This window comes from Shigella sp. FC1967 (assembly GCF_001743005.1).
Taxonomy (GTDB): Bacteria; Pseudomonadota; Gammaproteobacteria; order Enterobacterales; family Enterobacteriaceae; genus Proteus.
In genome coordinates this window covers 1-13,026 of the sequence record NZ_MIIZ01001331.1, presented here as the reverse complement: position 1 = coordinate 13,026, position 13,026 = coordinate 1, and the positions used below count along the sequence as shown (strand labels likewise).

The following is a 13,026-nucleotide window of genomic DNA, read 5'->3' as shown; positions in this document are numbered from 1 at the left end:
GTAGTGTGGGGTCTCCCCATGTGAGAGTAGGGAACTGCCAGGCATTAAATAAGACGAGAAAGCCAACCCAATGGGTTGGCTTTTTTGCGTTTATTATTTGTGATTTTTAAATATGATTCTAAATTCTGAATATAAAAATGCCCTAATTTAGGGCATTTTTTTATGATCTTTTTAGCAAAAATTATGACGAGAAAACGCTGCGAGTACAGTTCTTTCTGAAATTTCTAAATACGCTTCCATTACTGTTGCGGCTTCTTGGGCTTTTCCATCCATTAACAGCGTTAAAATTTGCTCATTTTTCTCAATATACGGTGCATGTAGCAGTTGAGGATCATTTAATAAACCAAAGGCTAAACGTAATTCAGCCAGAATAAGTTGATATTGTTTAAATAATCTGGGGCTATCTGAAAGCTCAACAATGGCGGTATGAAAATGCATATTACAGGTTCCTACTCCGCTCCAATCTTGTTGTTCTTGAAAAATTTTTGCTTGATTGACACTATCTTGCATTCTGACAATCGCTGGATGCATAGGATAAGAATGTCGTAGAGCATCACATTCAATTAATCGTCTTACACGATAAATATCCATGATACTTGCCATATCTGGTACAGAAACAAAAACACCACGATTCGGTTTATAAGTTAAAAGCCCTTCTTGAGTAAGAACGCGAAAAACCTCTCTTAAAGTATTACGTGATATTTCTAGCGTTTCACTTAATGCAGTTTCTGACAGTCTTTCACCAGGCGTTAATTCTCCAATAGTGATTTTTTGTCGAATAACATTTGCGACTTTCTGAGAAAGAATTTGTGGAGATGTTTTTTTTCTGCATTATCTTCTGTTATTAGCTTAATAGGAGTGCCTATTCTATCAGTGTGTTTTGTAATATATAACCTCTATTATGTCACTCTGTTGTATTTCTCACTGTATCGAGTATGACTTTTTATTTATTTCTATCAAAAAATCTTAAATTTCCTCACGATATTTTAGTAATTAAACTTATTTTTCCTTTAATTTAGTGCACTATTTTTGTGCACCTGATCTTTTTATGCCTCATTTAGGTGCATATTGATGGCTAATTAACAGGATATAAATTGTCAATAAAATGTTAAAAAATGCGATCTTCTTTGCACTTTTATCATCCCATATTTAAATCTATTTGCTTATTTATTCATCTATTATTATTAATTGTTCAACAATCTAATATCAAGTGATTAACAATAATCTGCTCATGCTCAACAATGGCACGTTAATTGCCTTAGTAATAATAATTAAAATAATGATGATAAAGGGGGTAGCTCATGGCTACACAAGATTCTGCAAATACAACATCAAGTTCGTTTATAAAAAATAGACGCTCTTCACTAATAGCCGCCATTTTTTTTAATGGCAACGTCAGCGATCGGTCCAGGTTTTATTACTCAAACTGCAACCTTTACTGCCACAATGGGAGCCTCATTTGCATTTGGTATTTTGGCATCAATTATCATCGATTATGTTGTTCAGCAAAGTATTTGGCGAGTGATCACGGTTACCAATATGCGCGCTTCAGATATTGCTAACAAAGCAATACCTGGTAGTGGTTACTTACTTGCTGTATTAGTTATTTTTGGCGGTCTAGTGTTTAACGTAGGTAACATTGCAGGTGCTGGTTTAGGGCTTAATGCGATGGTTGGTCTTGATCCTAAATGGGGAGGGATCTTAAGTGCTTTACTTGCTATCTATATTTTCTCATCACGCAAAGCCAGTAATTTTATTGATCGTATGATTATCGTTCTTGGTATCGTCATGATCTTACTGACTGTTTTTGTAATGTTTGCTTCTAATCCTCCTGTGGGGGAAGCATTAAGGCAAACTGTTCTGCCTGATGCGATTAACTTCGCGACGATCACTACAATTGTTGGTGGTACAGTGGGCGGGTATATCTGTTATGCGGGAGCTCACCGACTTCTTGATAAAGGAACAACAGGTATTGAGAATATTGATGCGGTATCAAGTGCTGCAACTAAGGGAATTTTAGTGGTTGGATTAATGCGCTATATCCTGTTCCTTGCCATTTTAGGCGTGGTTGCCAGTGGCGTAACATTAGATATTTCTAGTCATGCAGCGAATCCGGCTTCTCAAGCATTTCAACATGCGGCGGGTTTAACTGGATTACGCATCTTTGGTCTTATTTTATGGGCTGCTGCATTAACGAGTGTGATTGGTGCTGCTTATACCTCAATGTCATTTATTACTGTCTTTAAAAAAGGTGTTACTGAGCGTCAACGTAATATCGCAACCATTATTTTCATTACTATTTCACTCGCCATTTATATGGTTATGGGAACCGCACCAGCCGCATTATTAGTTTTTGCCGGCGGTTTCAATGGCCTAATTCTACCTATTGGCATGACACTATTCATTTTTGTTGCATGGCGTCGTCAAGATCTCATGAATGGTTATAAATACCCTGCATGGTTACTGTGGTCTGGTATTTTAGTCTGTGCGCTGACTTGGTATATGGGCATTATGTCCGTAGGGGCTATTTTCAACTATCTCAACATTGCTTAAGAGAATAATAACGATGATAAAAACAGTCGATTTAAACAGTGATTTAGGTGAAAGCTTTGGCCAATGGACAATGGGGAATGATGAAGCCGTGCTTGAAATTGTCAGCAGTGCCAATATTGCTTGTGGCTTTCATGCGGGTTCACCAGATGGAATTTTAAGCACATTAAAAGCAGCGAAACAACACAATGTCGCGATAGGGGCACATGTTGCTTATCCTGATTTAGTGGGCTTTGGTCGCCGTAATATGGATATCGCTAGTGATGAATTAACCGCAGATGTGATTTATCAAATAGGTGCTTTGCAAGGATTGGCTAAAGCGGTGGGGTTGAGCGTGACTTATGTTAAGCCTCATGGTGCGCTGTACAACACAATTGCTCATAATAAACGTCAAGCACTTGCCGTTATTGAGGCGATCCTTGCCGTTGATCCTCAATTAACATTAGTTGCTCTAGCGGGATCACCTTTGATCATGCTTGCAAAAGAAAAAGGTCTTCGTGTTATTGCCGAAGCTTTTGCAGATAGAGCTTATCACGCGGATGGTACGTTGGTTTCTCGTAAAAAAGAGGGCGCCGTTTTACATGATCCTAAAGTTGTTGCACAGCGTATGTTACGGCTTGTGCAAGAAGGTGGCGTTGAGTCTATAGAAGGTGTTTTTACTGCGATACAAGCTGATTCTATTTGTGTTCATGGTGATAGCCCAGATGCTGTGGCGCTTGCTCAAAGTGTAAAGGATATTCTTATCCATCATGGTGTTAGCATTAAACCTTTTGCACCACTATCACTTAAAAATGAGGTGCAAAAATGACTCATTTAATGCAAGCAACTGCGGCGGCAATAGCCAAAGCACAAGAAGCCCGATTAGCGATTCGTAATGGTTTAGCCATACCTACGGCAGGGATGGCTAAAGGAATGACGCAAGCGAATATGATTAGTTTGCCTCGTGATTGGGCATTTGATTTTTTGCTTTATGCTCAACGTAATCCTAAAAGTTGTCCGATTTTAGATGTTTGCGAGGCTGGCAGCTATCGTACAGTTTTGGCAGAAGGTGCTGATTTACGTACTGATATCCCTTTGTATCGAGTTTGGGAAAATGGAAAATTGGCCGATGAAATTACGGATGCGACTAAAATTTGGAAGCAACATCCTGATTTAGTCACTTTTCTTATTGGTTGCAGTTTTACATTTGAAACGCCAATGTTAGAAGCGGGCATTGAAATTCGCCATATTACAGATAACAGTAATGTTCCGATGTATAAAACGAATCGTTTGTGTCGCCCTGCTGGGCGATTAGAAGGTGAATTAGTCGTTTCGATGCGTCCTATTCCTGCTGATAGGATCGCTGATGCCGTGATGATCAGTGGTCGTTTTCCTTCTGTACATGGTGCTCCTGTGCATATTGGCTCGCCTGATGCTCTGGGTATTAAAGATATTATGTCGCCAGATTTTGGCTCACCAGTGAGAATTGAAGAAGGTGAGATCCCCGTATTTTGGGCTTGTGGTGTGACTCCACAAGCGGCAGTGATGCGTTCAGGTGTTCCTTTCGCACTCAGCCATGCTCCGGGACATATGTTTATCACTGATGTGCCTGATGCAGCTTATCACGTATAAGGGAGGAAGATATTTTGCGCTTTTTACCCGTTAACTTATCTCATTTACTTGTTGAGCTTTCCTCTTTAAAAGAGACGCTCGCATTATATGAATCCGTTAAACAAGCGGATATTGCTGCTATTCAAGATATTGTGCCTGCTGCAAAAACACTCTTAATTCACTATACGCCGTGGCTAATCACAGCTGAAGAACTTGTGTTTCAGCTTCGACAATTAGAAGTCAAAGCGGTATCAGCACGTCAAACACAGTCATTAACGATCCCTGTTCATTATCAAGGTGAAGATCTTAATGAGGTTGCTGAATTATTAGGGATCACTGCCAGTGAGGTGATCCGCAGACACACAGAACAAACCTATCAAGTGGCATTTACGGGTTTTGCTCCTGGTTTTGCCTATTTGATTGCTGATGAAACTAGGCTCTATGTGCCTCGTCGTAAAACACCTCGAACACGGATCCCAGCAGGTTCTGTTGGATTAGCGGGTGAATTTAGTGGTGTTTATCCACAACAAAGTCCTGGTGGTTGGCAACTTATTGGCACCACAGAAATAAAAATGTGGGACCTCTCTCGCGAACAACCCGCCTTTCTATTACCGGGTAATGAAGTGCATTTTGTCGATGCACAAAAGACATCAATAACGGTTTCACTACCTGAGAAGAAATCAGCAGTAACTTCCTCACTCTCGTTAAATGATAAAGGGTTATATGTTATTTCAGCAGGGTTACAAACGTTATTTCAAGATGAAGGGCGTATTGGTGCTGCATCAATGGGGGTATCTGCTTCAGGTGCACTTGATAAACCTGCTTTACATGCGGCTAATCGTTTAGTGGGTAATCCTGCAACTTTTGTTGCACTTGAGATAACCCAAGGTGGATTGACGCTAAAAGCACGGCAAGATTGTGTGATTGCCTTAACTGGGGCAGATTGTTCTATTACGCTAAAACATGAGTCGGGTGAGAATGAATTCCTATCTAGTTACCAACCTATCGATGTTCGCTGTGGTGATGAAATTATTTTAGGTATACCCAAAATGGGGGTTCGTAGCTATCTTGCCGTGAGAGGTGGGTTTAAATTACAAAAAGTGTTAGGTAGCTATGCGTTTGATACTTTGGCTCAAATTGGCCCTAATGCTTTACAAGAAGGGGATGTTCTTCATTTGAATAATGAATGCGTCTCAAACGGTATTCTTGCCGATGAACAGCCAACATCTGTACTACCCAAACAAGGGGATATCGTCACACTTGATATCGTTTTAGGCCCTCGTACTGACTGGTTTACACCTGAAGCTGTAAAGACACTAACTTCTCAATTATGGCAAGTGACCCCGCAGTCTAATCGTATTGGATTACGTTTATTGGGTGATACACCTCTTGTACGAGAGCAACAACAAGAGCTATCAAGTGAAGGTACCTGCATTGGTGCCATTCAAGTGCCAATTAATGGGCAACCTGTTTTGTTTCTTAACGATCACCCTTTAACAGGAGGATACCCTGTTATTGGTGCGGTTGCTGAATATCACTTACCACTCGCAGGGCAGATCCCTGTTAACGCTAAAATTCGTTTTAATCCAATTACCGAATTTCAAGAATATTGATAGGAGAATGCCACTCATGACAACAACTAACCAAAAACAACGAGTGAAGCATAGAGTACTGATTGCAAACCGAGGCGAAATCGCCGTTCGTATCATTCGTGCTTGTCAGGATCATGGTGCCACTTCAATTGCTATTTATGCAAATGATGATATTGATGCACTGCACGTTCGTCTTGCTGATGAAGCTTATGGACTTAAGGGTAATTTGCCGAAAGAAAGCTATCTAGATATTAATAAAATTATTGAAATTGCTCATAAAGCTAAAGCGACCATGATCCATCCTGGCTACGGTTTTCTTTCTGAGCGAGCAGATTTTGCAAAAGCAGTACAAGATGCGGGATTTATTTGGATCGGTCCTAATCCAGAAACGATTGAAGTGCTTGGCGACAAAGTGCAAGCACGCAAAATTGCACAATCTGTTGGTGCCCCGCTTGTAAATGGTACGGCAGATCCGGTAAATGATGCCAAAGAGGTTCTAGATTTTGCCAAACAGTATGGTCTACCCGTTGCCATTAAAGCGGCTTTTGGTGGCGGTGGAAGAGGTCTAAAGATCGCTTATAAAATGGAAGAGATTGAAGAGCTCTATCATTCTGCTGTACGAGAAGCCGTAACGGCGTTTGGTCGTGGTGAATGTTATGTCGAACAATTCTTAGATAAACCTCGCCATATCGAAGCACAAATTATCGCAGATAAATTAGGTCATGTTGTTGTTGTTGGAACACGAGATTGTTCGTTACAACGCCGCAATCAAAAGCTGATTGAAGAAGCGCCAGCACCTTATTTAACAGACGAACAACGTGAGCGTATTCATCAATCAGCTAAAGATATTTGTGCTAAAGCAGGTTATGTGGGTGCAGGCACCGTTGAGTTTTTATTAAGTGCAAATGGTACTATCTCATTTCTAGAAGTGAATACACGCTTACAAGTTGAGCACCCTGTTACAGAAGAAACAGCGGGTATCGATTTAGTCATAGAGCAGTTACGTATTGCTGAAGGATTGCCACTCAGTATTGATAAAACTCCCGTTCCGCGAGGTCACTCTTTTGAATTTAGGATCAATGCGGAAGATCCCGCCAAAGGCTTTTTTACCTACACCGGGTTTAATCACGCATTTTTTCTCAGCCTTCTGGCCCCGGTGTGCGTGTAGATAGTGGGGTTGCCGAAAATAATCAGGTTTCACGTCAATTCGATTCAATGATGGCAAAACTGATCGTGACAGGTGCAACACGTAAACAAGCAATTGCCCGTGCTCGCCGAGCGCTATCTGAATTTAAAATTGAAGGTGTGGCAAGCGTACTTCCTTTCCATTGCGAAATGATGGCGCATACTGATTTCACTGAAAATTTCAAAGTGCATACCCGTTGGATTGAAACTGATTTTCAGGCAAGAAATGCCCATTTCCCTCGTAGCACATCTGCAAAAAATGAAGAACTCGTGCGTACTTTTATTGAAATTGATGGTCGTCGGCACGAACTCGCTTTGCCTGCTCAATTATTGTCACTCTCTGCGGTAATACCAACAGCAATTCATGCCAGTCATGAGAAAGAAGAGAATGAAAAAGCCGTCACTGCACCAATTTCTGGTGTGTTACATAGCTGGATCTTATCTGATGGTGACAAGGTCAAAGAAGGTGATGTTATTGCCATTATGGAAGCCATGAAAATGGAAGTTCAGGTAGTGGCTTCTTGTGATGGGGTACTGGTTCAAAAAGCTAAAACGGGTGATTACTTTTCAGCAGAAACGGTATTAGCGGAAATAAACTAAGAGTATTAAAAATAATATATTGATTAATAAGAATAATTTTTATCATTAATTTAAACCCCTTAATATGAAACTGTTTCATATTAAGGGGTTTTTTTATAATAACTTTATTTATATTCCTATTTGTTATATCTAATTCCTTTTGGTTATAAGTTATTTTGCCTATAATCGAAGCTTGTTAAATTTTAACCAAAAAGGAAATGGGATGTTGCTTGTAACACAACTGCTTATTGGTGCTGCAATAGGGTTAGTTATTACAACGACCGGTGTAGGTGGCGGTGTTATTTTATTACCTGTTCTTATCTATCTTTTTGGTATGAATGCATTAGCTGCGGTTGCAACCGCTAATTTACTCTCAATGCTAATGAAGCTCTCATCTTCTTATATTCATTTTCGGTTAGGCAATATTCCATTAAAACCCGCCCTATTGATCTTAGGTATAATGTTTCCAGTAACATTTTTAGCGAGTTATGGTGTGACATGGTTGGGATCACAACCTCAATATTATGATCGTGTTGAATTTGCCATTAATATTTTAATGATCGTTGCTATCGTATTTTCATTGATCTTGTTTTTACAGAGAATGATAAGAAGAACAGCCATTTCAGATCCTTTGATTGTTTTACCACCACCTTCTTCAGTGACTTTTTCTTCTTTATTTGTGCCAGGAGTCAGCGCAGGGTTTGTACTTGGTGCAACCGGTGTAGGAGGAGGATTAGTGGTTCTGCCTGTATTAATGCGTTTTGCACAAATGGGTATTAAAGAGGCGGTCGGCACTTCTATTTTTATTACTACAATCCTCTCTGGTGGCTCTGCTATCGCTTATAGTGCTGGGGGTTATACTGATATTCACACGGCAATTATTCTTTGCTTAGGCTCCTTATTTTCTATTCCATTAGCACGTTATTTACTTGTGCATTTATCAGAGCGTTTCTTCCAGTATTTAACACTGTCTTTTATTCTGATCAGCATCATTATGATGAGTTGGAAGTTAATAAATTAACTTAATGTAATATCGAGTGAGTCAATCTTTATCTTATTTTCTTTCGTTAGACTAAATTTATTCTATCATCATTAGATTAACTATTAAGAGTAAGTAAAAACGAGATGAATATTAAAATAGGTGATGAGTTTTTAGTTTATATGGCGCTGGGTGAAGAGAGCTATATGAAAGAGTATTACCGTGTGATTGAAATTGATCCAGCGCTTTCTCAAGTGACCGGTAAATTACTAAGAAGAACGACGGCTGATGACAAAAATATGGGGTTAGGTCGTTGCGAGTTAGAAGGTGGTATTGAGCAATTTGCGTTAGAAGATATTTACCCTGTTAAAGCGTGATCCGTGATTGGGATCACGCTCCTGATTTAATTTGTCGCTTAGGCCACGGGCGCATTCTCAGGTAATGCAGATTTTGGTAAGCCAAACACTTTATCAAATACCCAGTTATAAACGAAGGTATAACAAGGGATGATGATGATCAGCGCAAAGTCCATAACGAATGCTTGCCATAACGAAACATTTAACCACCATGCAATTAATGGAATCAAATAGAGCACCAGCGTGAGCTGAAATCCAATCGCATGTGCTAGACGGCGTCTAAAAGTTCGGATCCTTGAAACTTGCCGACTTTCCCAAAATTCAAATAGGCAGTTATAAATAAAATTCCAACTCACCGCGATGGTTGTGATCACAAGCGCTAATGGTCCCGTTACTGCGGTTGAACTATCAGCCAAAAGTGCAAGCCCAACTGAAGAAATAACCCAGCCAAAAATTTCATAAGCTGTCACGTAGACAATTTTTCGTTTGATACCTTGCATTGTACTCTCTTTTTCTGTGGATCTGTGCCATTAAGCATCGTAAGATAAATCAGTAAGAATGATAGAAAAAGTTAGCTAATATCAATTTGACTGAAACATCAGGAGTGAACATGCAGTTCTCAAGTGAACATATTGCGATATTTTTAGCTGTGATGGATAAAGGATCCTTCTCTGCGGCTGCACGTTCATTAAAACGGGTTCCATCAGCAGTCAGTATGGCAATTGCTAATATGGAAGCTGAATTAGGTTACGCGCTTTTTGAGCGTTCATCACGAGAGCCTCAGCCAACTGAAAAAGCCAAAGCACTTGAGCCTCATGCCAGAATGATCGCAGAGCAATTAAAATTATTACAAGTGCATGCACAAGAGCTTTCTATGGATCTTGAAAGTGTTTTAAATATTGGTGTTGCGGCTGATATTAATCCTGATTATTTATTACCTGCGTTATCTGAATTAACGCAACGTTATCCCTTACTTAATGTGAATGTGATAACCGCGGCACAAGATGACATTATTGAGATGTTACATTCACATAAAATTCAATTAAGCCTCGTTTATGGGGGCTTATATGTGAATGGTGATGAGCAATTTCAGTACCTTGGCTCTGAGTCATTGGTGGCAACAATATCAGCAAGTCATATTGCATTAGCACATCCTGCAAGTGTATTTATTGAAGATCTTGTAAATGTGAGGCAAATTATGATCGCCAGTCATACCAAAGAGTTAAGAGATGAACGCTCATTAGTGGCAACAAATTATTGGCAAACTGATAGTTTTCAAATGGCTTTGGGTATGGTTGAAGCGGGAATGGGATGGGGGAATTTACCGTATTCGCTAATTTATACTCAATTGCAAAAAGGTAAATTAAAACAGCTTCAGTTTAAGAATACGAAGAATGAGTTGCGATTACCTATTCATGCTATGTGGCTAAAAGGGGAGTCGTTACAAAAAGGAGCAAAAGAGCTAGTTGAGCTGATGAGTACTCACCAGCCCATTGTGCCTAACTTTAATTAATCAACGCGTTGTTGATGAACCCAAACAGCGACTTCAACACGAGATTTTAGCTTCATCTTTTTCAATAGATGTTTTACATGCACTTTGACCGTACTTTCTGTGATATCAAGCTTACGTGCGATCATTTTATTTGATAAGCCTTGTGCAATCAGCTTTAAAATATCACGTTCACGCGGGGTGAGTTGTTCAATATCACGCTCACCTTCAGAACGATCTTCACGTAATGATTCAGCTAAAATAGGGGTTAATGCAGGGCTGACAACCATTTTTCCAGCGGCTGCTTGTTTTAGAGCGGCAAGTAATTCTTCAGGCTCCATATCTTTTAAAAGATACCCATCAGCACCACGTCTTAATGCTGTGACTAAATCATCACTATAATTTGATACGCTGAAAACCACGATCCGACCTGATAACGACTTTAATCGCAGTTGATCAAGTGTTTCAAAACCATTCATTCCAGGCATATTCAGATCGAGTAAGATTAAATCAGGATCTAACTCTTCAGCGAGTTTCACACCTTGAATACCATCTCCTGCTTCCCCAACGACAGTGAGTGTTGTATCAAGACTTAAAAGTTGTTTTACACCATTGCGTAGCATCGGGTGATCATCAATGAGTAAAATTGTCGCTTTTTCTGTGGGGGATCCCATATTATTCATTACGACTTGCTCCAATTTAGACAGGGTCTTTATGAGTAGTTATTAATGGAAATTTAACAAATACTTGAGTACCGCCCTGTTCACGTACTTTTATTGTATAAGAACCATTTAAGCTATTCGCGCGTTCACGCATAATAATAAGGCCATAGTGATTTAATTTTTCAGGTTCTGGGCTAATTCCCTCACCATTATCATTAATTTTTAGTTCAACCATGCCATGATTTAGAGATAAAGAGACTTCAGCCCAATTAGCATTGGCATGTTGTAAAATATTATTTAATGCTTCACGGACGATTTGTACAACATGAATACTTTGATGTGAATTCACACATTTTGCAGGTAATTGATAGTCAAATTGAATGGAGAAACCAAGGCGCTGATTAAATTCAGTCAGTGTATTTTCTAGCGCTGCAAGTAATCCTGGCTCAGTGAGTTTTAAGCGAAATGTCGTTAACAGTTCTCTTAATTGACGATAAGCCACATTCAGCTCTTCTCGCATCTCTTTAAGGAGTTTTTGGCAATTTTCCGGTAAGGTTTCTGACTGCATTTGTAAATAGCTAACTTGCATTTTTAAACAAGAAAGCGATTGAGCAATAGAGTCATGTAATTCACGAGCAATTGCCGAACGTTCATCCATTAACAAAAGCTGCTGTTGTTGCTCGTTTTGTTGTTCCATTGCCAGCATTGCTGAGATCTGTTTTGTCAGTAAGAGCATCAAATTATTTTGTTCGTCAGTTAACACAGTATGTTCAGGTAACTGCATAACAAATAATCCATAACGATGGATTTGATCCGCTAATTCCCAATGTAATAACTCACTATTTAATGAAGGCGTTATTGACGTATTATCTTCACAACGTTCACATTGTGGAGCAGGGCAATGTTCGGCGCGTGGTTGAGGCTCTAAACTAATTTCATTAAACAGTGTGTGATGATTATCTTCATATAAACGTATCTGAAAATAAGTATCGGGAATGATTTGTTGAAGCTCAAATAATATCTGTTTTAATCGGGCACAAAGTGGTGCAGGAGAGTGTAATTGTTGGCTTGAATGATAGAGATAAGAGAGCACTTTATTTTTCTGTTGTAAGTCGTAAGTTTTTTCAACCACTCTTTGTTCTAATTCGCTATACAGCGTAGAAAGTTCTTCTGACATAGTATTGAGTGCAATACCCAATGTGGCAATTTCATCATGGTGTGTTCGTTGGTGGAAACGTGCTGAAAAATCACCATGACCAATCGAATTAGCCATTGTCATAAGTTGTTGCCAAGGATGTAATAACCGGTGACGGAAATGCCAAACAGAGCCAAACAGCAATAACAGTGTAAGTGCAGTGAAAATAAGCTGAGTATAAGCCACCAGCCTAATTTTTTGCTCTGTGAGTTGGTCAATACTTAATACGAGTTTATCTAGCTGTGCAACAAATAAGACAACCTCTTGTTTTGCATCATCTCGTTGTTGTGCATAGAGCAAGGTCGGTTTTAAGATATCTTTCCAGTAAGTATTTAATTGAGCATATTGTGATTGTAGCGATTGATTACTTAGGACTTGAAGTAACTCCACACTGTCTAAGTCAGTTTCTAATTCATGAAGATAATAACGATGCTGTTCATCTAGAGGTAACGCTGATAGCAAGCGATAGCTTTGCATTCGCAGCGATCCTGATTTATTAATGGCATGAGCATTACCTTGCACACTCAAAATAATATGGTTAGAAATCGCCATTCCCACCACACCCAATAGCGTGAAAAGTAACATCAAAATCGCTATCTGGTTAATAATTGAAAAACGGTAGTGCCATTGGATTTTATGTGTACTCATCGTTATTTTCCAAATTTATTCTGGCGCTATATTGCCTTAAAAAGACATCAAATGTCATATACTACTAAAGTGTTACCCCTAAATATCTGATAGAGATAATTTCACTGATAAATTACAGTGGTATTTGTTTAACTTATTAATTTAAAATAAAAAATTAAGAGTAACCCTATTAATACTTAGGTGTGAAAAGTCATTTCAGCT

The 13,026-nt window shown here is 39.2% G+C and carries 10 protein-coding genes and 2 pseudogenes; 8 read left to right on the top strand and 4 right to left on the bottom strand.

The window, feature by feature from the left end; all coding sequences use genetic code 11:
• Window positions 1–171: 171 nt before the first annotated feature.
• On the bottom strand, window positions 172–807 hold the full coding sequence (locus tag BHE89_RS21760) for a GntR family transcriptional regulator (RefSeq protein WP_128860769.1): 636 nt from the start codon (window positions 805–807) through the stop codon (window positions 172–174).
• A gap of 494 nt (window positions 808–1,301) precedes the next feature.
• Between BHE89_RS21760 and BHE89_RS21755 the strand changes: the two are divergent.
• The 7 genes and pseudogenes from BHE89_RS21755 (at window position 1,302) to BHE89_RS21725 (ending at window position 8,852) form a co-directional block, all read left to right on the top strand.
• Window positions 1,302–2,553, top strand: a pseudogene (locus BHE89_RS21755) (NRAMP family divalent metal transporter).
• Window positions 2,554–2,566: 13 nt separating this feature from the next.
• Complete coding sequence (locus BHE89_RS21750) at window positions 2,567–3,358, top strand: LamB/YcsF family protein (RefSeq protein WP_069368193.1); 792 nt, start codon at window positions 2,567–2,569, stop codon at window positions 3,356–3,358.
• Window positions 3,355–4,161 carry a putative hydro-lyase gene (locus BHE89_RS21745; protein WP_069368194.1) on the top strand — a complete coding sequence of 269 codons (807 nt, stop codon included), beginning with the start codon at window positions 3,355–3,357 and terminating at the stop codon, window positions 4,159–4,161. The genes BHE89_RS21750 and BHE89_RS21745 overlap by 4 nt, the downstream gene beginning before the upstream one ends.
• Before the next feature lie 14 nt (window positions 4,162–4,175).
• Window positions 4,176–5,753, top strand: a complete 1,578-nt coding sequence (locus BHE89_RS21740; protein ID WP_069368195.1) for a 5-oxoprolinase subunit B/C family protein — start codon at window positions 4,176–4,178, stop codon at window positions 5,751–5,753.
• A 16-nt stretch (window positions 5,754–5,769) separates the two neighbouring features.
• A pseudogene (locus tag BHE89_RS21735) lies at window positions 5,770–7,517 on the top strand (acetyl/propionyl/methylcrotonyl-CoA carboxylase subunit alpha).
• 202 nt (window positions 7,518–7,719) lie between these two features.
• Complete coding sequence (locus BHE89_RS21730; RefSeq protein ID WP_069368197.1) at window positions 7,720–8,517, top strand: sulfite exporter TauE/SafE family protein; 798 nt, start codon at window positions 7,720–7,722, stop codon at window positions 8,515–8,517.
• A gap of 104 nt (window positions 8,518–8,621) precedes the next feature.
• On the top strand, window positions 8,622–8,852 hold the full coding sequence (locus BHE89_RS21725) for a hypothetical protein (protein ID WP_069368198.1): 231 nt from the start codon (window positions 8,622–8,624) through the stop codon (window positions 8,850–8,852).
• Between the two features lie 38 nt (window positions 8,853–8,890).
• On the opposite strand, the gene BHE89_RS21720 is transcribed toward BHE89_RS21725, so the two are convergent.
• Window positions 8,891–9,331, bottom strand: coding sequence for a PACE efflux transporter (locus BHE89_RS21720; protein ID WP_069368199.1), 441 nt, complete (start codon window positions 9,329–9,331; stop codon window positions 8,891–8,893).
• Between the two features lie 110 nt (window positions 9,332–9,441).
• Between BHE89_RS21720 and BHE89_RS21715 the strand changes: the two genes are divergently transcribed.
• Complete coding sequence (locus BHE89_RS21715) at window positions 9,442–10,344, top strand: LysR family transcriptional regulator (protein WP_023583674.1); 903 nt, start codon at window positions 9,442–9,444, stop codon at window positions 10,342–10,344.
• Here BHE89_RS21715 and narL read toward each other — a convergent pair.
• The gene (gene narL, locus BHE89_RS21710; protein ID WP_128860770.1) at window positions 10,341–10,994 is read right to left on the bottom strand and encodes a two-component system response regulator NarL; all 654 of its coding nucleotides are present in this window, start codon (window positions 10,992–10,994) and stop codon (window positions 10,341–10,343) included. The two genes, BHE89_RS21715 and narL, sit on opposite strands and share 4 nt — an antisense overlap.
• 25 nt (window positions 10,995–11,019) lie before the next feature.
• Entirely contained in the window at window positions 11,020–12,825 is a 1,806-nt protein-coding gene (gene narX, locus BHE89_RS21705) for a nitrate/nitrite two-component system sensor histidine kinase NarX (RefSeq protein ID WP_069368201.1), read from the bottom strand.
• Window positions 12,826–13,026: the final 201 nt, after the last annotated feature.

What these genes read in the sequence shown, in the direction of transcription:
- BHE89_RS21750 (WP_069368193.1), top strand. Translation starts at nt 2,567, where the DNA reads ATGATAAAAACAGTCGATTTAAACAGTGATTTAGGTGAAAGCTTTGGC.
- BHE89_RS21745 (WP_069368194.1), top strand. Translation starts at nt 3,355, where the DNA reads ATGACTCATTTAATGCAAGCAACTGCGGCGGCAATAGCCAAAGCACAA.
- BHE89_RS21730 (WP_069368197.1), top strand. Translation starts at nt 7,720, where the DNA reads ATGTTGCTTGTAACACAACTGCTTATTGGTGCTGCAATAGGGTTAGTT.
- BHE89_RS21725 (WP_069368198.1), top strand. Translation starts at nt 8,622, where the DNA reads ATGAATATTAAAATAGGTGATGAGTTTTTAGTTTATATGGCGCTGGGT.
- BHE89_RS21720 (WP_069368199.1), bottom strand. Translation starts at nt 9,331, where the DNA reads ATGCAAGGTATCAAACGAAAAATTGTCTACGTGACAGCTTATGAAATT.
- BHE89_RS21715 (WP_023583674.1), top strand. Translation starts at nt 9,442, where the DNA reads ATGCAGTTCTCAAGTGAACATATTGCGATATTTTTAGCTGTGATGGAT.
- narL (WP_128860770.1), bottom strand. Translation starts at nt 10,994, where the DNA reads ATGGGATCCCCCACAGAAAAAGCGACAATTTTACTCATTGATGATCAC.
- narX (WP_069368201.1), bottom strand. Translation starts at nt 12,825, where the DNA reads ATGAGTACACATAAAATCCAATGGCACTACCGTTTTTCAATTATTAAC.